Below are 24,594 nucleotides of genomic sequence, written 5' to 3'. Positions count from 1 at the left end.
CGGCTAATTCCGCACCGGTTCGCGGCCGCCGACGGGTTGCAAACCGGGGCCGGTGGTCGGGACCACTTTGGGCGGAGTGATGGAGGGCGAGAGCTGGAAGGACACGCCGACGACGGCGGCATGGTTCATGTTGGCGCGGCCGTTCACCGCGCGCTGGCGCTGGTTGAGATAGCCGAGCTCAAAGGCGGTACTGGTGGATACCGGCAGGCGAACGCCGGCGAAGGTCCACAGATCGTCATAGCCGCGGCGTGCGCCCCAATCGGCCTCCGTCAGATTCCAGTAGAGCTCCATCGAGAAGACGCCGACGGGGCCGCCGCTTTCCTTCTTGGTTAGCGGTGTGGCGAGCAGGACCTGCTGCGCGACGCGCACGTTCCAGTCTTTGCCGGTCGATCGGTTGCGCTGTTCAAAGCGCGTCTGGGCGCGGATTCCGACTCGGCCGATCGCGCCGATACGGTAGGAAATCTGCTGAAGAAACCGATGTTCATGAAGGTCGGTCGGAAGGCGCGCGCCATCGATGAACGCGTAGAGATAGCCGCCTGACACGATCAGCGACTCGCTTTTGCGCCACGATACGATTGGGGGCACAAAGGTGATCGGCGCAGTTGCCGCATTCTTGGCCGACCAGCGCGGCTGTATTTCGCTGGACACGAAGACATCGTCGGTGATCGGAGCCGTGACCTGGATGCTCCCCCAAATCTGGCCGCCATGGTTGGTCTCGGCAGCCGCCGGCGCCACGGCACATGTCGCCAATGCAGCTGATACCGCCCACGTCGTCCTCAAGGCGCGCCCCTCCCCTTACCGAGGATTAAACACGCAAGGCACCGAAAGGTGCCGCGTCGCAGCAACGATTCCGCGCTGCAGCGGGTTGGTTCGTCCTACGATTTCGGCGGCGGGGGCAGTTCCTTGAGGCGCTGCTGCATGCGACGGGCGCGCAGCTCCAGGAACCAGCGCGGGTAAAGCTCCTCATCCGATATCTGCGGCGCCGGGCGATCGCGGTTGACCTTCAGCAGCGCGCTGGCGCCGGTCGGCGAGCGCCAGATGCGGTCGAGATCGGTGGCGTAATGCGGCTTGAACGGCGGGGTGCGGATCAGCCAGACATAATCGAACGCCTCGCGCGGGAAGCGCGCCATGGCGAAATCCACCGGCTTCCACCATTCGCGCGGACACCAGCCGGGGGTGACGATCTCCGACGGATCATGCGCGAACATGCCGGCCTGGCTGTAGCGGGCGGTGAGCAGTTGCGCGCCGGGCATCGACCATTGATCGTTGGCATAGGCCAGCCGTCGTTCAAGCGCGATGGCTGCGAGATGCTCCAGCCGCGACATCTTCCATTCGTTACGGCAATTGGTGCCCACGAAGGTGACCACCCGTGCGCCGACGGGCAGCTTGTCGAGGGCAGCAAGCTCCGTGTCGTAATCGCGATCGAACTGCCAATAGCTGATCGTTGTGCCGGCGGTGCGGGCGACGAAGAAGACGAGGCCGAGCGTCGCGAGCACAGCGGCGTGGCGCGGCGTCATCGTCAGGCGCGGACGGATCGCGATCAGCGCCACGGCGATCACGAACGGGGCGAGCCGCATGTCGGCATAGGCCGATCCGAATACGATACGCGGCAGCAGCACGAAGACGGCGAGCAGGAACAGCGCCGACAACCCGAGATTGCGCGAATATTCGATCGCCGGATCGCGCACCGCACGGAAGAGCACCAGGAAGAAGACGCCGATGCCGACGACGTCCCACAGCTCCCACCGGTCGCGCAGCGCCATCAGCATCCAGGCGACCTTCGCCTGCCAGTTGAACCAATCCGCGGTCTGCCCGGTAACGTGATCGCCCGACCGCCAGAAGATCATCAGCACCATGGGCAGCGCCAAGGGCACGCAGCCGAGGCCAGCGCGGATCCAGCTTTCGATCCAATGGCCGGAGCCGGCGTCCTTGCGGATATCGTGCTGGCGGATCATCTCGGCGGAGAAAGCGAGCACGCCCAGCACGCCCCAGCCAAACGTGTGGCACAGCCACAGCAGGCAGGAGATCGGGACGAAGACGATGGCGCGCAGGCGAACTTGCCCCAGCCGCGCCATGCGCAGCCACAAGGCGAACAGGCACAAAGCCAGCCCCATCGACAGCGCGAAGTTCACGAAGCCGAACTGGAACGGATAGCTGTAGGCGAGCGGCAGCGCGAACAAGGCGGTGGGCGGGATGCGCCCGTGCACCTCGCGCGCGATCCACAACAGGCCGGCGGCGGTGAGCGCCGGGATGGTGATGACGATCAGCTTGACCCCCAGCTCCAGCCCGAACAGCTTGGAAAAGGGGACGACGAGCAGGTCGATGCCGAGGTTGCCGATCAGCGACCATTGGAAGTTGAACCAATCGGCCAGCCACGGCGCCTGATCATGCGGCGTCAGCTGCACGCGGTAGCGGCCCATGTGGCCCGGCAGATCCACCAGCGGCGGGATCTGCGGCCACAGCAGCGGCACGATCGTGATCAGCGTCGCGACAATGACGAACGCGCGCGTCTGCCACCAGCGAAGGGGCGCCCCCGGTTGCTCCATCGCGCCGCCTTACGGGCGCGGGTTCGGCGAGGGCAAGGGGCGAATGACTCGCCAGGCGAGCGCGGGGGTGCCGGTGGCGATCGGCTGAAGCCAGTCGAAGCGCTCGCCGCGCTCCAGCCGCGCCCACAAACCATCGGGGTGATCGCGGCGGTAGATCTCGGTTTCGTTAAAGCCGGGGCATCCGGCGAGATAATCGGCGCCGCTCGCCAGGATCAGCCGGCGCGCCGTTTCGGGTGGGCCGGTGAAGGCCTCCAATACGACGTCCATGGGCCGTGGCGCGCGGTGATAGCCGCCGGCGAGGGCCTGGTGGTGCGTGGTGGCGATGATGTCTGGGCCGATATCGATCGGCGCGAAGATCATGCCCGCCGGCAAGCGATCGATCACGCGCACGTCGCCGACGCGCTCGCATGGGGGAACGTGCTGCCCTTCGCTGGGCCGGGTGCCGTCTGCCGGCGTGAGCGTCTTGGCGGCGACGACGCCGATGGCGGCGACCTGGCCGGGGGAGGCGAGCAGAAAGGCGCCGGCGGTGGCCGCGAGGCGCTTGCCGAGGCTGGGGATGGCGCGCGCGCGGTGGAGCAAGGCGGCGAGCAAGGTGGCCGCGCCGGGGATCGCCAGCGCATTGGCGGTGGCGCCGGCACGGTTGACCATGATCGCCACCAGTGTCGCCGAAGCGAGCAGCAGGAGGAGCAATGCCCAGCGGAGCTTCGCCTCGCCCGTTGCGCAGCGCCAGGCGTGCGCCGTAGCGATCAGCCCGACGAGCGGCAGGCCGATCGTCATGGCGGCCCAGTCGGCCGTCTGCTCCCACAAGGGACGGCCTTCGGACACGCCGACGTACCAGATGTCGTGCACAAGCGGCGGGAGGGTGGCGAAGGGGCCAGCGAGGCAGGCGGGCGAGACGAGGGCGAGCGTGGCAGCGGTGGCAGCACCGGCGGTGGCGAGCGCGGCGATGCGGATCGCCACGGTCGTGGGCTGCGCCAGCGTGGCGAGGCTGGTGCCGATCGCAGCGGTGCCGAGCATCGCCAGCCAGCCTGGTGCGATAGCGTCGCAGGCTGGTGCGAAGAACGCTGGGCCGCGAGTCACGAGGTGGAGCAGCAGCGCGCCGCCGAACAGGCTCCACACCAGGGCGAGCAGATGACCGCGTCGATGGGGCTGCCACGCCCAGGCGAGCGCGGCGACACCAGCGATGCTCGCGGCGATCGGCATCCCTTCGAGCGAGATGGTCAGAAGTGCGGCGAGCGCGAGGCCGGCGAGCGCCCCTACCCTTCGCGACGGCTGCGCCAGCAGCAGCGCGGTGGCGGCGAGGGCGAGCACGATCTGCCACCCATGATGGTCAATCCGCATCGGGCGCAGCTGATAGACGAGCGAGGCTGAGAGCGGGACGAGCAGCACGGCGTAGCGCGCGCGGTCCGTGCCAGCGAGCCGGCGGGTGATCTGCGCGACCAGTGCCATGGCCGTAAGCAGCGACACGAGCGGCACGACGACCATCGTGATCCGAATCGCGGCGGCGCCCCCGAGCGGCGCGGTGAGCGCCAGGCCGGCGGCGAGCGGCAGGTCGACGAGCCGCGACCAGTGCATCGGGAAGTCTCCACTATTGAGCCGATGCTGGGACACGTCCCACCAGCTTTGCCCGGCGAGCCAGTCGCATGCTTCCATAAGGCGCATCGCGTCATCAGGGTCGATGAAGCGCAGCGTGATGATGCTGTCGGCCATCGCCAGCGTGAGGACGATCGCGGCGAGGGACCAGCCGATCAGGATGGGGCGGCAGATACTCGCTTCCTGCTCCGTCACCCCGGACTTGATCCGGGGTCCCGCTTCTTCTTCTTGCGACGGGGCAAGGTAGCGGGACCCCCGGTCAAGCCCGGGGTGACGGGGGGTCAGTTGGTTGCCCGCGGCCACATCACGCCGCCTTCAGGCGCTCGGGTACGGCGCGGACGCTGGCCAGCGCGGCCTGTGCGCCCTCATTGCCGCTTTCGTGATATTCGGCGTCTTCGTTGACCGCCCAGATGTCGTACACACGTGCGCCGGCGGCGATGTTGCGGACCGTGAGCATCGCGGTCATCATCGCGTGGTCCTGGTTGTTGTAGCGGTGCATGCCGTTGCGCCCCACGCAGTGGAGCGTCGGGTAGCGCGCCTCGATCTCCTGACGCAGCGCGTGGACGTTGGCGGCATAATCCTCGTCATAGACGGGATAAGCCTTTTCCTGCCGCACGACCGTGCCGCCAACGACCTGATCGGCGTCGCACAGGCCGAGCTGCGCCATCTCCTTGGTAGCGAGCGCGACCAGATCCTCGTCGCTCGACGACCAGAGGCCATCGCCTTCGAAGCAGAAATATTCCAGGCCGACGCAAGCGACGTCGGGATCGGGCACCATCTCGGGCGACCAGGAGCGGAAGTTCTGGACGCGACCGACCTTCACCTTGGAATCGTGGATGTAGATCCAGTTATCCGGGAACAGATCGGGCGAGCGGATCATCAGCGCGACGGTGAGGAAGTCGCGATACTTGAGGTTCGCGGCCTCTGGCAGCGTGGCGGGTAGCGGATGGAGGCGGCTGGCGAGTTCGCGCATCGGTGCGGAGGAAATGACGTGGGCCGCCTTGATCGCCACGGGTGCGCCATCGGCGTCGGTCGCGGTGACCGTCCACGTCTGCGTCACGTCGTTGAAGGCGAGCTGCTTGAGCTTGTGGCCCATCAGCACCTGATTGCCTTGGGCGAGGACATGGTCGCGCGCGGCTTCCCACATCATGCCCGGGCCGAGGCGGGGGTAGCGGAAGCTTTCGAGCAGCGTCTTGACCGCCATGCCGTCGTTCGGGCGCTTGTTGAGGCCGAGGCTGCGCTTCAGGCCGTCAGTGACGGCGCCCCAGAGGGACAGGCCCTTGATGCGCTGCGCGGCCCAATCCGCCGACATCTCGTCGCACGGCATGCCCCACACCTTCTCGGTGTAGGTCTTGAAGAAGATCGAATAAAGCTTCCAACCGAATGCGTTAACGGTCCAATCCTCGAAGCTCTTCACGCTCTTGTTGGGCAGCAGCTTGGCCTTGGCGAAGCTCGCCATGCACGCGGCGGAGCGGAACACGCCGAGGTTCCACAGCGCCTCGAACGCGCGCAGCGGATAGCTGTAGAATTTGCCCTCGTAATAGATGCGGCTCATCCGCGGGCGTTCGATGAAATCATCCGGCAAGATCTCATTCCAGAGATCGACCACGTCCTTCGATTTCGAGAAGAAACGGTGGCCGCCAATGTCGAAGCGGTAGCCCTGATGCTCAACGGTACGACTGATCCCGCCGACATAGCGTGGATCCTTCTCGATCACGGTAACGGAATAGCCGGCTTTGCCGAGCAGATACGCGGCCGTCAGCCCGGCAGGCCCCGCGCCGATGATCGCCACGTCCACCGTGCCGAAGGAATTCGCCATCCGTAGCCGCCCCGTATCCATGGGTCCACGGCATGAACGAAGGTGGTTGAGGTGTAGTTAACGGATCAGTTCCCCTTCGCTTACGGGAGGGGTCAGGAGCTCGCGAGGTGTTGGAGTGCGGGCGCGTCGCGGCCATAAGGGTCAGCGACGTAGCGGACGCCTTCATTGGCGGGGCTGGCGGTGAAATACATGAGATACACCGGCACTGGCTCCATCAGCGGAATATGCTGTTCCGGCTTCGAGCTTTCGGGCTTCAGCGTCTTGCCGAACAGCCAGCGGCCGAGGCGGCCGGCATCCTCCAGCCGGACACAGCCGTTGGAAAAATGGCGGTCGAGCCTGGCGAAGAGGTTCTTCTGCGGCGTGTCGTGGAGATAGATGCCGAGATCGTTGGGGAACATGAACTTGACTGACCCCATCGAATTGCCCCGACCGGGCAGTTCGCGCACGCGCGGCTCGACCGTTCCGGCGGCCACGCCCTGCCAATCGATCGCGGAGGAGCGGATCACTTCGGCCTCGTTGGTCCAGTCCGACAGTGCCTCATAGCCTTGCCGCTCCAGCGAGGTGCCGGCGAGCACCTTGGGCGCAATCCGCTTGCGGACGAGGTCGACCGGCACGTTCCAATAGGGGTTGAGGGTTGCATAGCGGACCATGCCCGCCATCATCGGCGTCTGCGTTTCAGGCGTGCCGACCACAACCCGCATGGTTCCCTGCTCCGCGCCGCCGCCATAATACCATAGCCGTGCTCCAGCGGCATCGACGACGATGTGGCGCGTCCAAGCGTCAGGCAGCAGGCGGGCGCGTTCGAGATTGAGGCGCAACAGGTCGCGGCGATCGACGCCGCTGGCGGCCGCGCCGCCGTTGAGAGCCGCAATCGTCTGGCCGCCTGCAATCCCGTCAACCGGCAAGCCGCGTGAGGCCTGGAAGCGGCGGACCCGGGTTGCGAGCGCCGCGTCATATTGGTCGCCCTCGGGCAGACCGAGCCGGGTGCGCAGCAGCATCACGCGCTCGCCACTCATGCCGGGCTTGAGCAATGGGCCCGCCGGAACATCGACGTCGGCGGTGCCGCTGACGCCCGGATCGGCGATGAGCAACGCTTCGCGCAGTTGCATGTACAGGGGGCTCATCCAGCCGAGCGTGCGGACATAATCGAGCATCGACTTGGCGAGCGCCACGCGGCGCAGGATCGCATCGGGCTTGTCGCGCGTAGGCTCGAGCGACTTCTCGAGATAGCGGATGTCGATATGCGGATCGCGCATGTCGCGGATCAGGTCGGCAAGCGTGCCGCTTAGCGCAACTTCGAGATAGGCGAGCGCGCGCAAGTTGCCGCCCTCGGCCTCGTCAATCAACCGGCGCAGGCGATCGGGTGAATAGCGATCGGGATCGAGGCCATCGACGCCGACCGTTTCAATCACATCAATCAGCGCGCGCGCCTGCGGCCCCGGCTTCTCGTCGACGATCCACAGCGGCCAATAGCCGCGCGTGCGGTAGAAATCCTTCAGCCGGCCGCCGACCTGATTACGGATTGTCTGAGCAACCGCATTGGTCGACGCGCCGGCTGGCGGGTCGGATTGCGCCGCAGCCGTACCCGGAAGCACGACCGCAGACGCGAGCAATAGAACTGACACCAGCCGGCCTGCGCGCCGGACCGGCGCACCCTGACCGGCCAGCAAGATCAGCCTCGTTCGCCGCGAGGGGTGGGCGGCGGCGGCGGCGGCGGGGTCGGGCACGGCGGCGCCTGGAAGGGCACATAGGTGCCATCGGGCGTATAATAGCCATCTACCATGCCATCGCCGTCGCGATCGGCGGCGACGGTGCCGGCCAGTGCGCCCGGACCCATCGGCGGTGCCGGGGCGACCACTTCCTCACGGTTGTTGGCGCAGGCGGTGAGCACGGTCGCGCCCAGCAGCAACGCGCCGAATGTTGCACCCTTCATCGCAATCTCCCTTGTACGCGAGGCGTGATGCCGCCCCAAGCCGGTGATGAACGCCGATTGGAGCAGGATCGTTCCTGAAGGGCAACGATCGTGCAGTGCGAGGTGTGCTGTTGTGGGATTGGGGCGTTGATTACTGCTGTCACCCCGGACTTGATCCGGGGCCCGCTGCCTTTCGCCGCTCGGCAGAAAGAAGAAGCGGGATTCCGGGTCAAGGCCGGGATGACGTGGTGTTCCTAAGGACCGGTCAGCCCCGATCGCGGCGGCCGAGAAGGCGGAGGCGCAGCGCGTTGAGCTTGATGAAGCCTTCGGCGTCGCGCTGATCATAGGCGCCCTGGTCATCCTCGAAGGTTACTACCTTTTCGCTGTAGAGCGAATTGGGCGACTTGCGGCCGACCACCTGGACGCTGCCCTTGTACAGCTTCAGTCGCACGGTGCCAGAGACTTTGGCCTGGCTGTGGTCAACCGCCGCCTGGATCATTTCGCGTTCGGGCGAGAACCAGAAGCCGTTGTACACCAGCTCGGCGTAACGGATCGCCAGTTCGTCCTTGAGATGCGCGGCGCCGCGATCGAGCGTCAACTGCTCGATGCCGCGGTGGGCGAGATGGTAGATCGTGCCGCCGGGCGTTTCGTACATGCCGCGGCTTTTCATGCCGACGAAGCGGTTCTCGACCAGATCGAGCCGGCCGATGCCGTGCGCGCGGCCGAGCTCGTTGAGCTTGGTCAGCAAGGTCGCGGGGGAGCAATGCTCGCCGTTGAGCGCCACGCCGTCGCCGCGCTCGAAATCGATCGTGATATATTCGGGCGCGTCCGGCGCATCCTCGGGGTTTACCGTGCGCGAATAGACGTAATCGGGCACTTCCTCCCACGGATCCTCAAGCACCTTGCCCTCGGACGAGGTGTGCAGAAGGTTCGCGTCGGTCGAGAAGGGCGATTCGCCGCGCTTGTCCTTGGTTACCATGATCTGGTTCTGTTCGGCGAACTCGATCAGGCGGGTGCGGCTGGTGAGATCCCATTCACGCCACGGCGCGATCACCTTGATGTCGGGCGCGAGCGCGTAATAGCCAAGCTCAAACCGGACCTGATCGTTGCCCTTGCCGGTGGCGCCGTGGCTGACGGCATCGGCGCCGACCTGACGCGCGATCTCGATCTGGCGCTTGGCGATCAGCGGGCGCGCGATCGAGGTGCCGAGGAGGTACAGCCCCTCGTACATCGCGTTGGCGCGCATCATCGGGAAGACGTAATCCTTGACGAACTCCTCGCGCAGATCGTCGATGAAGATATGTTCCGGCTTTACGCCGGCCTGCTCGGCCTTGCGGCGTGCGGGCTCCAGCTCCTCGCCCTGGCCGAGATCGGCGGTGAAGGTGACGACCTCGCAATTGTAGGTCTGCTGCAGCCACTTCAGGATGACGCTGGTGTCGAGCCCGCCCGAATAGGCCAGGACGACGCGCTTGATGCCGGTATCGCTCATGGCGCGGGCCTGTATTGCGAGTCGCGCGAACCATCAACCGTCGACGTACGCCGCGCCGCCCATTCGCCCCGGTGTGACGGCGGTCCCGCCGAATCGACGTTCCGCAAGTGACGGAAATCGCGGCGTTGTTGGCGCGAATGTTGAGGAAGTTGAGGCGCTGGCACGGTTGGTCTCAACATTCGCATTGCTCCCGTTGTCTGGGGACCGCTCTGCCACGAACACCGTCATGTAGGACAGGCGGGCCGGCTACCCCCTCCCCGCCAGACGATACAAAGATCGCTAGACCACCGGATCGTCGAAGGCGGCGACTTCCTGTTCGTCGGGTTCCCGCAGGGTGAACCAGCAATAGACCAGCAGCAGGACGCAGCCGAGGCCGGCAACGAGATACGGCAGCGAATGCCAGATCGTGTAGAGGCCGACGCCGATCGACGGACCGAGCACGAAGCTGGCGCCGTTGACGCTGGTCACCTTGCCGGCGACCGAGCCTTGCTGTGCCGGGCCGACTGCGAGGCTGGACCCGGCGGTGAAGCCGGGGCGCGTGAAGCCGAAGCCGAGGCTGGCGAGCGCATAAGCGGTGGCAATACCGTAGAGCGAGGTGGCCATGCCCGTGAGCGCAGTGCCGATCGCGGCGAGCACCAGGCCCACCAACACCAGCGCACGCGGCGCGAGGTTCAGCGTCGGGATGATTCCCCATTGCACCAGCAGCGCGGCGCCCGCACCCATCATCAGCACGATGCCGGTCGGCTCCAGCGCCTGGGCGGGGGGCACGTTGAGCCGGTCGATAACCAGAAACCCGATCGCCTGGCCGGTCATCGCCTGTGCATGGCCCATGACGAGCCCGGCGATCATCCAGGCACGGATGCGGCGGTCGAAATAGCTGACGCCCATGCCGCCCTTCGGCTCGGTGGCCGCGCGAACGCTGGCCCCGCTCGCTTGACCGCCGATCGAGGGGTAAGCGTTGGCGGCGCCACGCGTTTCCGACGCCAGCCCGCGATCATCGGGCAGCATCGCGCGCACGGTAACGAACATCGCAATGCCGAACAGCGCGAACACGAAGGCTGGGCCGGAGAGGCCGATCTCGATCGTGCCGAGATGACCGAGGATCAGATAAGGCGCGATCGCCGGGCCGAGGATCGTGCCGAGGCCAAAGGCGCTCGCCAGCAAAGTCAGCGCGCGGGTGCGCTCCTCCCGCGTAGTGTTGCCGGCGACCATCGCCTGTACCGCAGGCGGCGCCGCTGAGCCGAAGGTGCCGTAAATCAGGCGCCCCATGATGAAGAGCACGAACGCGGCCGTGCCGCCGATCCAGCCGTTGATGCCGGCGGCGAGAAAGATCCCGCAGGTCAGCAGGCTGACGCAGAAGCCGCCCATGCCGAACAGGATCATCAGCCGGCGCCCGTGCCGATCCGACCGATTGGCCCAGAACGGCGCGGCGATCACCCACAGCAAGGCCGAGACGGAAAACGCCGCCGCCACCGCACTGTCCGCCACGCCGAGCGAGCGGCCGAGCGCGGGCAGCACCGATTGCAGCGCGGTGTTCCCCGCCGCGATCGTCAGCATCACCATGAACATCAGTGCAAAGCGCCGGTCGAACGAAGGCCCTTTCCGCTTGCGCCGCGCGGTTATTGCGATGCCGCCCTCCTGTTCCGGTTCACCCGCAAAGGCTTGATTAGGCGCTTGGGGGCGCGGCGCAACCCCGCTATGGCAACCCTCTTGCCCGTGCCGCGTTCGGCACCATTGTAGTTCTTCCGGGGAGACCGTTTTCCTCCATGCCCAGCTTCACCAGTGCGGTGCGCCGCGCCCGAACCGATAATGCCGGCGTTCCGAAGCCGTGGCAGATGTTCTTCTCCGGCTTCTTGAAGCACCCCGTGATGGTGGGATCGGTGATCCCGTCTTCGGGCAAGCTGATCGACAAGATGCTGGGTCCGGTCGACTGGGCGAACTGCAAGGTGTTCGTGGAGTACGGCCCCGGGGTCGGCACCTTCTGCCGTCCGATCCTGGAGCGAATGGCGCCCGACGCGACACTGATCGCGATCGACACCAATCCCGATTTCATCCGCTATCTGAACCACACGATCGTCGATTCGCGGTTCGAGGCGGTTCATGGCTCGGCCGCCGAGGTCGAGGCGATCGTCGCGGAGCGCGGGCATTCGGCGGCGGACTTCGTCCTGTCAGGCCTGCCCTTCTCCACCCTGCCGGCGGGCGTAGGCCCGGCGATCGCGGCGGCGACGCAGCGCGTGATCCGGCCGGGCGGCGCCTTCCTTGTCTATCAGTTCAGTCCCAAGGTGCGCGACTTCCTGGCGCCGCACTTCGCGCGGATCGACCATGACATGGAATGGTGGAACGTGCCGCCGGCGCAGCTTTACTGGTGCTGGAAGGACTGAGGGGGCTCGGTGCTGCACGTTTTGTAAGTCGGCTGCGGCGCCGCTCTTTCGGTTGCTCATTCTCCGCTGATTGACCCTCCGACGCTCCGTCACCCCGGGCTCGACCCGGGGTCCCGCTGCCTTTGCGCGGGTGCGACAAGAAGAAGCTGGATCCCGGATCAAGTCCGGGATGACGGGGTTAAAATCCAGACCGCGAACCAAAAAGCCCCGCCGGTCGTGCGACCAACGGGGCTGAATATGGTGGGCGCGACAGGGATTGAACCTGTGACCCCACCCGTGTGAAGGGTGTGCTCTACCGCTGAGCTACGCGCCCGGTTGAAACCGGAAGCGGGCCTTTAGGAGGCGTTTCGCCGCCTGTCCAGCCCGCATTATCAAATCAGTTCAGCGAATCCTTCAGCACCTTGCCGGCCTTGAACTTGGGCTGGCTCGACGCCTTGATCGTCATCGGCTCGCCGGTGCGCGGGTTGCGACCGGTCGACGCCTTGCGCTTCGTCACGGCGAACGTGCCAAAGCCGACGAGGCGCACTTCGTCGCCCTTCTTGAGCTGTGCAGTGATCGTATCGAAGACGGCCTCGACGGCCCGGACGGCATCGCCCTTGGCGAGCCCGGACACATTCGCGACCGTCGCGATCAACTCCTGCTTATTCATGCACCGACCCCCGTTACCCTGTGCGGTATAAAGAAATGTGGATTCGGCCGCGAAGGGCCGATCAAACCAGTAAGGCGCGTGGTCCCGCCCCTGTCAAACGAAACCACGGCGGCTGCGATGAACCGCCGTGGTTGCGCTTTTCTTACAATGACCCGCGATATCGGATCAGTGGTGCAGTTCGCCCCCGGCCGGCGCGATTGGCGCAGGGGGCAGCGCCGCCAGCTCGTCCGCGTCGGTCCAGTCGATCGCCTCCAGCGGTTCGACCAGAGCGAGGTTGAGCACTTCGTCGACATGCGTCACGGGCACGATCTTCAGGCCATCCTTGATGTTCTGCGGGATGTCGGCGAGATCCTTCTCATTCTCCTGCGGGATCAGCACCGTTTCGATGCCGCCGCGAAGCGCGGCGAGCAGCTTCTCCTTGAGACCGCCGATCGGCAGCACGCGGCCGCGCAGCGTCACTTCGCCGGTCATCGCGATCTCGCGCTTCACCGGCACGCCGGTGAGCGTGGAGACGATGCAGGTGACGAGGCCGATGCCCGCCGACGGGCCGTCCTTGGGCACTGCGCCTTCCGGCAGGTGGACGTGGACGTCCTTGCGGTGGAACAGGCTCGGCTTGATCCCGTAGCTGGGCGCGCGCGCCTTGATGAAGCTCATCGCCGTTTCCGCCGATTCCTTCATCACATCGCCCAGCTTGCCAGTGAGCTTGATTGCGCCCTTGCCGGGCACCGTCACGCTTTCGATCGTCAGCAGTTCGCCGCCCACCTCGGTCCAGGCAAGGCCGGTAACGGCGCCGATCTGGTTTTCCTCCTCGGAGAGGCCGTGGCGATACTTCTGCACGCCGGCGAACTCGTGGAGGTTGTCGGGCGTGATGGTGACGCTGGCGACCTTGTTCTCCAGGATCTGGCGCAGCGCCTTGCGGGCGAGCTTGGCGATCTCGCGCTCCAGCGTGCGCACGCCCGCTTCGCGGGTGTAACGCTGGATCAGCGCGCGCAGGCCCTCGGGCGTCAGCGTGAACTCGCCGTCCTTGAGGCCATGCGCTTCGACCTGCTTGGCGATCAGGTGCCGCTCGGCGATCTCGACCTTCTCGTCCTCAGTATAGCCTTCGAGACGGATGATCTCCATGCGGTCGAGCAGCGGCTGCGGCAGGTTCAGCGTGTTGGCGGTGCAGACGAACATCACGTCGCTGAGATCGATGTCGATCTCAAGGTAATGGTCGTTGAACTTGCTGTTCTGCTCGGGATCGAGAACCTCGAGCAGCGCCGATGCGGGATCGCCACGGAAATCCTGGCCGAGCTTGTCGATCTCGTCGAGCAGGAACAGCGGGTTCGCCGCGCCGGCCTTCTTGAGGTTGGTGACGATCTTGCCCGGCAGCGAGCCGATATAGGTGCGGCGGTGGCCGCGAATCTCGGCCTCGTCACGCACGCCGCCCAGCGACTGGCGGATGAACTCGCGCCCGGTCGCCTTGGCTATTGACTTGCCCAGCGACGTCTTGCCGACGCCCGGCGGGCCGACGAGGCACAGGATCGGGCCCTTCAGCTTGTTGGTGCGTGCCTGGACCGCGAGATATTCTACAATCCGGTCCTTCACCTTTTCCAGCGCATAATGATCCTCGTCGAGGATCGCCTGCGCGGCGGCGATGTCCTTCTTAAGCTTGGACTTCTTGCCCCATGGCAGTCCGAGCAGCACGTCGAGATAATTGCGCACCACCGTGGCCTCGGCGCTCATCGGCGCCATGGTCTTCAGCTTCTTGAGCTCGGCAGTCGCCTTGGTGCGCGCTTCCTTCGACAGCTTGAGCGTGGCGATCTTCTGCGCCAGCTCGGCGACCTCGTCGCCCTCGCCTTCCTCGCCCTCATTGCCTAGCTCGCGCTGGATCGCCTTCAACTGCTCGTTGAGGTAATATTCGCGCTGCGTCTTCTCCATCTGGCGTTTGACGCGGCTCTTGATCTTCTTTTCGACCTGCAGGACGCCAAGCTCGCCCTCCATGAAGGCGAACACCATCTCGAGCCGGCGCGCGGGATCACCCTCGACCAGCAGCGACTGCTTGTCGGCGACCTTGATCGAGATGTTGCCGGCAACGGCGTCGGCGAGACGCGAGGCGTCCTCGATCTCGCCAAGCTGCGAGGCGGTCTCCGCCGGCAGCTTGCGGTTGAGCTTGGCGTAATTCTCGAACTGGTCAACCACCGAGCGCATCAGCGCGGACACTTCGGTCCCCTCTGCCTCGACCTCCTCGATCATGGCGACTTCGGTGGTCATATAGGCCCCGGCATCGACCAGCCCGCCGAGCCGGCCGCGCTGCTTGCCCTCGACCAGCACGCGCACCGTGCCGTCGGGCAGCTTCAGCAGCTGAAGCACCGTGGCGGTGACGCCGATATCGTACAGGTCGTCGGCCTTGGGATCATCCTCGGCCGGATCGAGCTGCGCGACGAGGAAGATCTCCTTGTCGGCGGCCATGGCCGCTTCCAGCGCGGCGACCGATTTGTCGCGGCCGACGAACAGCGGCACGATCATGTGCGGGAAAACAACAATATCGCGCAGCGGCAGAACGGGGTAGGTCTGGGTCATGCAAACTCCGGCGCCGCTTCGAACAGGCGGCTTACCCAATCTATATGGGGTCGCAGGCTTGTCCATCAATCATCGCCGCGCGTGAGGGAGCGAACCGCTGTGTTTCGGCATTCTAGCCACGCATGATCCCGTTTCTCCTGTTGCTCGCCGCCGCCGGGCCGCTTCCCGACAAAGGCGAACCGCCGCTTACCGCCCGAACGCAGATTTCGGGCGGGCCGCGCCCGGCGGAGCAGACGGCGGTGACGTTCGACCATGCCGACCTGTCGTTCGAGGTTCTGCCCAAGCACCGGCGAATCCGGGGCGATGCGACGCTGTCGTTCACGGCGCGGGCGCCGCTGACGCGGCTGGTGATCGATCTCGATCGCAATCTGCCGGTGTCCGCCATCGCGATCGATGGCGCGGCGTTGCCGAAGAGCGGCTGGTCCAACCCCGAGGGGCAGTTGACGATTGCCCTCCCTCGCCCGCTCGCCGCCGGGGACAAGGTGCGGGCGCGGATCACTTATGGCGGGACGCCGCACGTGGCGGTCAACGCGCCGTGGGACGATGGCATCGTCTGGTCCGCGACTGCGGAGGGCAAGCCCTGGATGGCGACCACCACGCAGGGCTATGGCTGCGACCTGTTGTGGCCGTGCCTCGACTTCCCGGCGGGCGAGCCCGCATCGGTGGATCTCCACATTACCGTGCCGGCGGGGCTGAAGGCGCCGTCGAATGGGCGGCTGCTTGGCGTAGAGACGCTGCCAGATGGCCGGACGCGATGGAACTGGCGGGCGCGTCAGCCAAACACCTATGCGATCGCGCTGGCGGTGGGGCCGTATGACGAGATACGCGGCACCTATCGCAGCCGCTACGGCAATGAGATCCCGCTTCATTACTGGCATCTGCCGGGCAAGGCAGCGGAGGCGCGGGCCTTGTTCGACGAGTTCGCGCCAACGCTCGATTTCTTCGAGCAAGTGATCGGCCCCTATCCGTTCGCCGACGAGAAAGTAGGCGTGGTCGAGACGCCGCACATGGGCATGGAGCACCAGACCATCAACGCCTACGGCAATGGCTATGCCAAGGCGCCGGAGGGGTTCGACTGGCTGTTCCAGCATGAGTTCAGCCATGAATGGTTCGCCAATCAGATGACGGCGGCGAACTGGGACGATTACTGGCTGCATGAGGGATTCGCGCAATATATGCAGCCGCTCTACGGCCAGTGGCGCGAGGGCGAGGCGCGCTATGCGGTGATGATGGAGGCGCAGCGCAATCGCATCACCAATGCGGCGCCGGTTGTGCGTGACAAGTTGCTGACCGAGGAAGAGGTGTACGAGCCGGCAAAAGGCGGCGCGGCGGGGGACATCTACTTCAAGGGCGCGTGGACGCTGCATACGCTGCGGTGGCTGATCGGGGATGAGGCGTTCTTCCGGGCGACTCGGCGGCTGGTTTACGGGCGCGTCGATCCAAAGCCGGGGAATTTCGCGCCGCGGTTCGCTTCGACGCGGGAGTTTCAGGAGATAGTGAAGGAGGAGGCCGGGCGCGATCTCGGCTGGTTCTTCGATGCCTATCTGCGGCGCGCTGCGCTGCCCGAGCTGGTTGAGATGCGCAAGGGCGACGTGCTGCGGCTGGAGTGGCGCACAGGTGGGGCTTTTCCGATGCCGGTCGAGGTGAAGATCGGCGATCGGATCGAGTGGGTGGCGATGGAGGGCGGCCGGGGTGCGGTGACGGTGCCGGCGGAGGCGCATGTGGTGGTGGATCCGATGGCGCGGGTGCTCAGGCGATCGGTGGCGGTGGAGCAGTTCCAGGCGTGGCAGGCGAAGGCGCGGCGCTGACGCCCTCCTTCCCCGTTCGCGCTGAGCCTGTCGAAGTGCGTGTGATCGAACGTTCCGCTGCTGGCACGCACTTCGGCAAGCTCAGTGCAAACGAAGTCTGTGGGTCAGACCTTTAGCCGAACAGCCGCTTGAGGCTGCGTTCCAGCATGACGAACTGCCACAGGGTACGGCCGTGTTCGGCGCGGCCGGTGCGGTGGGCTTCAGCGAGATCGGCCAGTGCCGGGAGATCGAACCAGCCGGTGTCGGCCAACGTGCGTGACTTGGCGAGCGCAGCCGCCTCGTTCGCCAGCGCGCCGCGGAACCAGGCGCTGACCGGCGTGACGAAGCCCATCTTGGGCCGGTAGAGCACTTCCTTGGGCAAATAGCGCTCCATCGCCCTCTTCATCAGCCACTTGCCCTCGCCATGGCGCAGGCGAAGCGAGGCCGGAAGGCTCGCGGAGAAAGCGACCAGACGGTGGTCGAGCAGCGGCTCGCGCGCTTCGAGGCTCACCGCCATGCTGGTGCGATCGGTCTTGGCGAGGATGTCGCCGGGGAGCCAGATCTTGATGTCAGCATATTGCGCGCGGTCGATCGCGTCGAGCGCGGGCGCGTCGCGCATCGCGACGACGTAGCGGTCTTCTGCGCGGTGGCCGCCGAGGGCGCGTTTAGCGGTGTCGGTGAACAGGCGCGCGCGTGTCGCTGGGGTCGTCACGCCGACCGACCGGGCATAGGCCTCGGCGCCATCGTCCGCGAGCGCGAGCAACGTCGTCTTCGCGCGCAGCGGGCGCGGTGCCCAATCGGCCTTCGGATACAACGCGCCCAGCGTACCGAACACGCGGCTGCGCAGGTGCGGCGGGAGGAGGCCGCGGACGCGCTCTTCGGCGGCCTGGAAGCGGTAGCGGCGGTAGCCGGCGAGGATCTCGTCCGCGCCGTCACCCGACAACGCCACCGTCACTTTTTCGCGGGCGAGCGCGCAAACCTGATAGGTCGCGAGGGCCGAGGCATCGGCGAAGGGCTCGTCAAAGGCGGCGACCACGCGATCGATCAGGCCGAAATCGTCCGAGCGGACGACGCGGGCGCGGTGATCGGTGCGGAAGCGATCCGCGATGGTGGCGGCATAGCTGCGCTCGTCATGCCCGGCTTCCTCGAAGCCGATCGTGCAGGTGCGCACCGCCTGCGGGCTGGCCTCGGCCATCAGCGCCACCACCGCCGAGCTGTCGACCCCGCCGGACAGAAAGGCGCCCAGTGGCACGTCCGCCACCAGCCGCGAGCGGACGGCGGCGCGCATATGCTCTACCAGTTGCTCCTCGAGCGCCTTGACCGAGCCTTTGGCGCGATCGGCGAAGGACACGTCCCAATAGCGCACCGGTGCGGGGACGGGCTTGCCGCGCTCAACAAGGAGATAGTGGCCGGCGGGGAGCTTGCTGACGCCAGCGACGATGCAGGCGTCGTCGGGGACGTAGCTGAAGGCGAGATAATCCTCGATCGCGTGCACGTCGGGGACGCGGCGGAGCAGGGGGTGGGCGAGCAGGCCCTTGAGCTCGGAAGCGAACGCCAGCGCGCCATCGGCGAGGCGGGTGTAATGGAGCGGCTTCACCCCCAACCGGTCGCGCGCCATGAACAGGCGTTGCGTGCGCGCATCGTGGATGACGAAGGCGAACATGCCGTTCAGTCGATCGAGCATCGCCGGCCCCCAGGCGGCCCAGGCGGCGAGCAGTACTTCGCTGTCGCCGGCGGTGCGGAACTGGTAACCCTTGGTGGCAAGTTCGGCGCGCAACTCACGGTAATTGTAGATGCAGCCGTTGAAGAGCAGCGACAGTGCGCCCGAGGCATCGTGCATCGGCTGCGGTGAACCCTCGACGTCGATGATCGACAGGCGGCGGTGGCCGAGGCCAACCCCGGGGGCGGTCCACACCCCCTCCCCGTCCGGGCCGCGAACGGCCATGGCGTCGGTCATGGCGCGGATGCGCGCGGGATCGACCGGCTTGGGCGTTTCCGGGTAATAGAGGCCGGCGAGGCCGCACATCTAGCGCATTGCCTTTGCGGTGACCTGGTCGAGGGGCCCGAGGGCGGCGCGGAAGCGCGCGATGGCCGCGGCGGAATCGCGGCCGGGCTGTTTCTCCGCCGACAGGTGGAGCGCGACGGCGCCGGGCTCGCCCCCGAGCAGGCGCGCCTTCAGCGTGGCGAGTTTGACGAAGGCGGGGCGGGCAGTCACGATTCCACCGGCGCGGTACCATGTCGCGACGACGCGCTCTACTGGCATGCCGCTCGTGCCAGTGGCGGTGATGCGCGTCGCTGCGCCGCCGTCGATCGCCCGCAGGTCCGCGACGCGCACCCAGCGATCGGCCTCACGCAGCACGCCGGTGCCGTAGGAGATCAGCTCCTTGCCCTCGTGCTGGTTGGCGAAGACGGCGATGGCGAGGTCGACCGCCTGCCCCTGACGATCGACGTAGCGGCCGATGAGGCGGTGGTCGGCGGTGGGATAGAAGGGTTCCCAAGGGGCACGCGTGCTGAGCGGGGAGCGGGTCCAGCCGGGCACGTCTGGCAAGTGGATCTGCGCGGGCAGCGGCTGCTCGCGGCCGCCGATCGCTGCGGACCAGGCGGGGAAGAGCGCGACGGTCGCGACGGCGAGCATTGTCATCGCGCCGAGCGTCGCTCGGTGGCGTTTGGGGGCCGGCAGCGCGTCGGGATCGAAGGCGGAATCGTCGGGCGCGCGATCGAACCAGCGCCAGCCGCCCGCCATTACGGCGGCCATGACGAGCGCGAAGAACAGCCAGCCATAGACGATATGGTCAAAGCCGGTCGCCGCCTCCAGCCCGACGAGCTGCGCGGCGTAGATGGTGCCGAAGGCGCGCACGCCATTGGCGAGCACCGGCACGATCAAGGACACGCCAAGGAACACCGCACGGCGGCGCCACGAGCGGAAGCAGGTGTTCGCCACCAGCACCGCAAAGGCGAGCATCGACAGGACGAACTTGGAGCCGGAGCAGGCCTCGGCGACCTCGAAATAATAGGGGCCAGCGTGGATCAGCACGCCGTCCACCGCCGCCGGTACGCCCATGAGGTGGAGGAGCGGCATGACCAGCGCGGCCGTCACGTCCTGCAGCGGCGGCTCGAGCCACTCGCCGAAGGGCACGGCGAAGAAAGCGAAGGCGAGCGGGAATAGCAGAGCGCGGGCGACGTGCGGACCAAGGATGGTGACAACGGCGCCTTGCAGCGCGATCACCAGCCCGAAATGACGCGCGGCGGCGACGCCGGCTGCTTCGCCGACCAGCCAGCCGGCGCCCCCGGCAGCGACGAGCGCGAGGCCGGGCCACCAGGCGGCGGGCGTGAGGAGGGCGAGTTCGCCGCGGCGGGTCCAGACCAGCCAGGCGACGACCGGCAGGATGAAGAGGCAGTGGCCGTAGGTGGTGCTGGTCCACCACAGCGTGGCGAGATCGGCGACGTCGCGGCGGAACAGCAGCAGGATGGCGAGCGCCGCCAGCGCCAGCGCGGCGAGGTGCGTGCGCCATGCTGCGGGAAATGTCGCGGCCGGCCGGCGGAGCGCGATCGTCACGCGGAGAGGCCGAGCAGCACGTTGAGCGGGGCGAGCCGGGCGTCCCAGCCGTAGCGCGCGATCACCTGGCGGCGGGCGGCGGCGCCGAGTGCCGACGCGCCGGCGGGATCTGCAAAAAGCTGTTTGATTGTAGAGGCATAGCCTTTTGCGTCGATGGCTATGCGGATCGTGCCGGCGTGGTCGATGCCCTCTGCGGCAGCGGCGCTGGCGACGACGGGGCGGGCCATGGCCATGGCTTCGAGCACCTTGTTCTGCACGCCGCGGGCGAGTTGGAGCGGGGCGACCACCACATCAGCTGCGGCGAGCCAGCCGCGCACGTCGGCCACCTCGCCTGTGACCGTGACACTGGCGCTGGCAAGCGCGCGGACGGCAGACGTCGGGGCGCGGCCGACGATGGCGAAATGTGCGTCGGGGAGAAGCGGCAGGACGGCCTGCGCGAACCAGATGACGGCATCCACGTTTGGGCGATAGTCCATCTGACCGGTGAACACGATCAGCGGATGGCGCGTCTTCTCAGGCGTTGTCATCTGTGGATCGTAGAAGATTGTATCGATGCCGTTTTCCACCGCACGGCTGCCGGGGAGAAGCGCCGCCTCGGGGGCGCTGACGAACAGGCTGGCCGCGACGCGGTTGGCGACGGTGCCTTCGTGGGCGGCGAGGAGACGAGCCTCACGGCGCATCATCCAGCGCATGGGGCCGCGCGAGTCATCGGCGTAGGCTTCGAACTTGGCGGAGTCCAGGTCCACGAAGTCCATGATCGCCCGAGGGCCCATGGCAGGGAGATATTGCGCCATCTGGCCGGAAAAGGCGTAGATGGCGTCTATCGGGCGGCGGGCGAGGATGTCCTTCACCGTAGCGGCAATCCGGCGGTCGGCGAAGGCTGTGAGGGACACGGGCTTGCCTTGCGCCAGGGCTTCGACGGCAGCGCGAGCCTGAGATTTGGTGCGGCGGATCAGCACGCATTCGTCCACCAGAGCGCGGTGCTCGGGGGTGACCTCGCTGTCGTCATCGACGAACGCGACGAGGTGGACGCCGGCGCGCTTCGCCAGATAGTTCAGGATGTTGTAGCTGCGGATGCGGTCGCCGCGGTCGGGTGGGAATGGCGCGCGGTGCGCCAGGAAGAGGATCTCCACCTCAGCCGAGCCCGCGGCTGATCCATGGCCCCACCAGCGTCGCGATTGGCAGCGGGAGCTTCTTCCACGTGCGGACCATCAGAGCGTATTTGGGATTGAGCGGGTTCACGTCACGCGCCGGACCGCTCGACCATCTCGCGTAAGTGAGCGGTATGCCGTTGAAACCCCAGTTTTTCTTGAACGCCGCGGGGCCGGTGCCAACCTTGGAGCGACCGAAGTCGAAGCGGGTGCAGCCCCGCGCGCGCGCGTGGCTCATCAGCGCGAAATACATGCGGTCGTTGGCGCGCAGGGCCCGGGCGGCTTCGGTGCCGCCGCCCCAAAAGGGATAGACGGTGCCCTTGAAGTAGAGGCTGAGGACGCTGGCGACTGCCCTGCCCTTGTGGCGGACGGTGAGGATGTCGGCGTCCATCGTTGCCAGCACCTCGCGGAACAGCCGTTTGGGAAAAACAGGCGTGCCGAGATTTCGCACCGATTCCGCATAGATACGGTAATGTTCTGCCGCGAGTTCCGAAGTGCCGGTGACGACCTGCAAGTCATTGGCGAGCGCCTTTCGGACCTCGGCGCGTTGCTTGCGGGGGATGGCGAGGAGTTCGGCCTCTTCATCGGCGGCGAGAGGGCGGCTGAAGCCCAGATAGGTGTCGCTTTCCACCGTCCAGCCGATGGGGGCTGGGCCGCCACGTAGCTCTATCGATGGGTAGGCCATGGCACGGGCGGCGGTCGCGAGGGGTTCGACACCCTCGCCCAGCACGCCGCCATCTACGGCAAAACCGACCGAAACCAATGCCTTGCCGAACAGGGGCGAGCGCATTTCGGTGAGCGGGAGAAAGCCGACGATCTCCCCTGCCCGCTCCGCGATGAGGAAGCGGGCGCGCTGGCCACAGCCTGCCTCTACCGCGCGGCTCCAGGCGGGGAGGTGAAAGGGGGTGGCGGCGGGGTGCGCGCGGACGAAGGCGTCGATCCGGACGTCTTCTCCGACAGCCTCGCGGACCGTCAGGTCGGTGCGGATCGACGTATGGGCGTTCACGCGTGGCGCTCGGCTGCGGCTACCGCATCGACGCGGCCCCATTGGTGGCGGTGCAGGAGCTTGCGCAGCTTGCCAGACATGGCGTTCAAACGGCTGTAATGGCGCAGTTTCGAGCGGAGCGGCGCGTTCGGGACGCGAGGTTGGGCCGGATCGATTTCCCAGGGGTGGAAGTAGAACATGCCGCCGTGACCGGCGCAATTGGACTGGCGGACGGCGGTGTCGGTGAGGGCGGCGGGGAGGAGGCGGAAGAAGCCGCCGCCGACGGCCATGCGGCGGCCGGCCAGCTCCGCTGTCGAAACCGGCAGCTCAATCAACCGGTTATCGGCAAGCGGACGCCAGGCGAAGCGGGGGCTTTCCCGCCAGCCGTAGTGATCGTGGGCGACGGGTGCGACGCTGGAGGAATAGGTGTAGCCTTCCTCAGCGAGAACCTGATGCGCCCAGGGAGTGCGGGTGTCGATGGAGAAGCTGGGGGCGCGATAGCCGGTGACCTTCACCCCGGCGGCGTCCTCCAGCGCTTGCCGTGACTTGGCGAGATCGGCACGGAAGCCGTTGGCATCCATAGTGAAGACGCGCTGGTGATCCCAGCCGTGGCTGGCGATTTCGTGGCCCTCGTGGACGATGCGGCGGATCAGCGCGGGGTAGCGGTGGGCGACCCAGCCGAGCGTGAAGAAGGTCGCCTTGACGCCTGCGTCGGCGAACAGATCGAGGACCATGCCGGTGTTCGCTACGACGCGACTTTCCCAGCGATTCCAATCGCTTTTATCGATCGTCCGCTCGAACGCGCCGACCTGGAAATATTCCTCCACGTCGACGGACATGCCGTTGAGGATCGTCATCTCACGCCGCGGCGCCGCGCACCGCTTCGAGGCCGCCGCGGGGAGCGGGAGCGTCGCTTTCGACCCAGTCGACCAGCAAGGTCAGAATGCGACGAAGCGCGGCGTCCTGTTCCTCGATGCGGGTCTCCAACATGGCGATCCTCTGGAGCAATTGCGGGTCCGGAGCGGGTGTAGCCGGCGAACCAGCCGGCGTAACCGGGGCGGGATCGGGCACCGCACGAACATTCGGGGTGACCCGCGCAGCGCTCGGCAGATCCTTTGCAGCATCGGCGCGAACCGTGTTGACCAGCGCAGCGTCGATCACCGCCGCGTCGGTGATCGCGGCGTGAAGCAGCACGCGCCCCATCAACTGGTTTAGCCGGCGAGGGACGCCACCGGTGGCGCGGTGGAGGACCTGGAAGACGTTATCGGCGAAATCGGGCGTACCCTTCCACCCGGCGATGCGCAGGCGATGGCCGATATAGTCGGCGACTTCCTCCGGCTCCATCGGATCGAGGTGGTGGATGGCGATTACTCGCTGGCGCAGCTGCTCCAGCCGATCGGAACCGTTGAGGCGCTCGCGGAACTCAGGCTGGCCGAGCAGGAAGATCTGGAGCAGCGCGCGGCCGCCGGCCTGAAAGTTGGAGAGCATGCGCAGCTCTTCGAGGGCGGAAACCGGCAGCGCCTGCGCCTCGTCGACGATCAGCAAGGTGCGGCGGCCAGTGCGGGCGACGGCGTGGAGGCCGCGCTCGATCAGCGTCAGCAGCTCGGCCTTGGAGCGCCCCGCCGAATCGATGTTGAGGCCGGTTGCGACAACGCGGAGGAGATCGTCAGCCTCGATCGCCGATGAGACGATGGTGATGAGGTTGAGGTTGGCGGGATCGATCTGCTCAGTCACGTGGCCGACCAAAGTCGTCTTGCCGGCGCCGATATCGCCGGTGATGACAATGAAGCCCTCCCCCTGCGCCAGGCCATAGCCGAGATAGGCCATCGCCTTTTTATGCGTGGCGGAATCGAACCAGTAACGCGGATCGGGCGTCAGCTGGAACGGGCGTTCGGTCAGGCCGAAATGATCTTCGTACATGCCGGGGTTCCTCAGAATGTATACCGCGCGCCGAGCAGCGCCTGCGCCGACCACTGGCTGTCGAACGCTTCGGAATCGAAGGTGTTGACGCCGAGCGACGCGATCGTGCCGAGACGGCCGAACTGATGACTGTAGGTGCCGGTTGCACCCAGATTGTAGACGCCGTCCGCGCCGGGCAGGCCGCTTTCGTAATAATTGCCGAACAGATTGGCATCGACCTGCGACACGCGGCTCAGCGCGCGCG

At 66.7% G+C, this 24,594-nt stretch carries 18 protein-coding genes, 1 tRNA gene and 1 pseudogene; 2 read left to right on the top strand and 18 right to left on the bottom strand.

All coding sequences use genetic code 11. The annotated features are described in order from the left end of the window. Positions 1–3: 3 nt before the first annotated feature. From SPHI_RS12460 to SPHI_RS12425, 8 genes are all read right to left on the bottom strand, one after another. Positions 4–780 carry a DUF2490 domain-containing protein gene (locus tag SPHI_RS12460; protein WP_083719978.1) on the bottom strand — a complete coding sequence of 259 codons (777 nt, stop codon included), beginning with the start codon at positions 778–780 and terminating at the stop codon, positions 4–6. Between the two features lie 95 nt (positions 781–875). Then, complete coding sequence (locus tag SPHI_RS12455) at positions 876–2,546, bottom strand: hypothetical protein (protein WP_076745286.1); 1,671 nt, start codon at positions 2,544–2,546, stop codon at positions 876–878. A 9-nt stretch (positions 2,547–2,555) separates the two neighbouring features. Continuing rightward, positions 2,556–4,334 (bottom strand): hypothetical protein, encoded by a 1,779-nt coding sequence (locus SPHI_RS12450; protein ID WP_083719977.1) that lies wholly within the window; start codon positions 4,332–4,334, stop codon positions 2,556–2,558. Between the two features lie 109 nt (positions 4,335–4,443). Further along, positions 4,444–5,958, bottom strand: coding sequence for an NAD(P)/FAD-dependent oxidoreductase (locus tag SPHI_RS12445; protein ID WP_076745285.1), 1,515 nt, complete (start codon positions 5,956–5,958; stop codon positions 4,444–4,446). A 92-nt stretch (positions 5,959–6,050) separates the two neighbouring features. After that, positions 6,051–7,628 (bottom strand): L,D-transpeptidase family protein, encoded by a 1,578-nt coding sequence (locus tag SPHI_RS12440; protein ID WP_233130913.1) that lies wholly within the window; start codon positions 7,626–7,628, stop codon positions 6,051–6,053. Positions 7,629–7,630: 2 nt separating this feature from the next. Continuing rightward, positions 7,631–7,891 carry a hypothetical protein gene (locus SPHI_RS12435; protein WP_076745284.1) on the bottom strand — a complete coding sequence of 87 codons (261 nt, stop codon included), beginning with the start codon at positions 7,889–7,891 and terminating at the stop codon, positions 7,631–7,633. A 244-nt stretch (positions 7,892–8,135) separates the two neighbouring features. Next, on the bottom strand, positions 8,136–9,359 hold the full coding sequence (locus tag SPHI_RS12430; RefSeq protein WP_076745283.1) for an argininosuccinate synthase: 1,224 nt from the start codon (positions 9,357–9,359) through the stop codon (positions 8,136–8,138). Between the two features lie 279 nt (positions 9,360–9,638). Next, positions 9,639–10,922, bottom strand: coding sequence for an MFS transporter (locus SPHI_RS12425; protein WP_233130912.1), 1,284 nt, complete (start codon positions 10,920–10,922; stop codon positions 9,639–9,641). A gap of 203 nt (positions 10,923–11,125) precedes the next feature. Here SPHI_RS12425 and SPHI_RS12420 point away from each other — a divergent pair, with 203 nt between their 5' ends. Further along, the gene (locus tag SPHI_RS12420) at positions 11,126–11,740 is read left to right on the top strand and encodes a class I SAM-dependent methyltransferase (protein WP_076745281.1); all 615 of its coding nucleotides are present in this window, start codon (positions 11,126–11,128) and stop codon (positions 11,738–11,740) included. 238 nt (positions 11,741–11,978) lie between these two features. Here SPHI_RS12420 and SPHI_RS12415 read toward each other — a convergent pair. The 3 genes from SPHI_RS12415 to lon form a co-directional block, all read right to left on the bottom strand. Then, positions 11,979–12,053 (bottom strand) — tRNA-Val (locus SPHI_RS12415). A 63-nt stretch (positions 12,054–12,116) separates the two neighbouring features. Then, positions 12,117–12,389, bottom strand: a complete 273-nt coding sequence (locus SPHI_RS12410; RefSeq protein WP_076745280.1) for an HU family DNA-binding protein — start codon at positions 12,387–12,389, stop codon at positions 12,117–12,119. A 165-nt stretch (positions 12,390–12,554) separates the two neighbouring features. Then, positions 12,555–14,951 carry an endopeptidase La gene (lon, locus tag SPHI_RS12405; protein WP_076745279.1) on the bottom strand — a complete coding sequence of 799 codons (2,397 nt, stop codon included), beginning with the start codon at positions 14,949–14,951 and terminating at the stop codon, positions 12,555–12,557. Between the two features lie 122 nt (positions 14,952–15,073). Between lon and SPHI_RS12400 the strand changes: the two genes are divergently transcribed. Next, positions 15,074–16,759 (top strand): M1 family metallopeptidase, encoded by a 1,686-nt coding sequence (locus tag SPHI_RS12400; protein ID WP_076745278.1) that lies wholly within the window; start codon positions 15,074–15,076, stop codon positions 16,757–16,759. A gap of 112 nt (positions 16,760–16,871) precedes the next feature. Here the strand turns inward: SPHI_RS12400 and SPHI_RS12395 are convergent, their stop codons facing one another. The 7 genes and pseudogenes from SPHI_RS12395 to SPHI_RS15010 all read right to left on the bottom strand — a co-directional run. Beyond that, a complete protein-coding gene (locus tag SPHI_RS12395; protein WP_076745277.1) occupies positions 16,872–18,764 on the bottom strand; it encodes an XrtA/PEP-CTERM system amidotransferase in 1,893 nt (630 codons plus the stop codon). Further along, positions 18,765–20,294 (bottom strand): exosortase A, encoded by a 1,530-nt coding sequence (xrtA, locus tag SPHI_RS12390; protein WP_076745276.1) that lies wholly within the window; start codon positions 20,292–20,294, stop codon positions 18,765–18,767. Then, on the bottom strand, positions 20,291–21,427 hold the full coding sequence (locus tag SPHI_RS12385; RefSeq protein WP_076745275.1) for a TIGR03087 family PEP-CTERM/XrtA system glycosyltransferase: 1,137 nt from the start codon (positions 21,425–21,427) through the stop codon (positions 20,291–20,293). Before SPHI_RS12385 ends, xrtA begins: the two co-directional genes overlap by 4 nt. A 1-nt stretch (position 21,428) precedes the next feature. Beyond that, on the bottom strand, positions 21,429–22,451 hold the full coding sequence (locus SPHI_RS12380) for a FemAB family XrtA/PEP-CTERM system-associated protein (RefSeq protein ID WP_233130911.1): 1,023 nt from the start codon (positions 22,449–22,451) through the stop codon (positions 21,429–21,431). Beyond that, on the bottom strand, positions 22,448–23,287 hold the full coding sequence (locus SPHI_RS12375) for an XrtA system polysaccharide deacetylase (protein ID WP_076745274.1): 840 nt from the start codon (positions 23,285–23,287) through the stop codon (positions 22,448–22,450). The genes SPHI_RS12380 and SPHI_RS12375 overlap by 4 nt, the downstream gene beginning before the upstream one ends. A gap of 1 nt (position 23,288) precedes the next feature. Then, complete coding sequence (locus SPHI_RS12370) at positions 23,289–24,350, bottom strand: ExeA family protein (protein WP_076745273.1); 1,062 nt, start codon at positions 24,348–24,350, stop codon at positions 23,289–23,291. Between the two features lie 11 nt (positions 24,351–24,361). Continuing rightward, positions 24,362–24,594: pseudogene (locus SPHI_RS15010) on the bottom strand (hypothetical protein); the annotation flags it as partial.

The sequence above is a fragment of the Sphingomonas jeddahensis genome (genome assembly GCF_001981525.1).
In the GTDB taxonomy this organism is placed as follows: domain Bacteria; phylum Pseudomonadota; class Alphaproteobacteria; order Sphingomonadales; family Sphingomonadaceae; genus Sphingomonas; species Sphingomonas jeddahensis.
The sequence above is the reverse complement of the archived record's forward strand: the minus strand, read 5'-3'. Positions and strand labels throughout refer to the sequence as shown.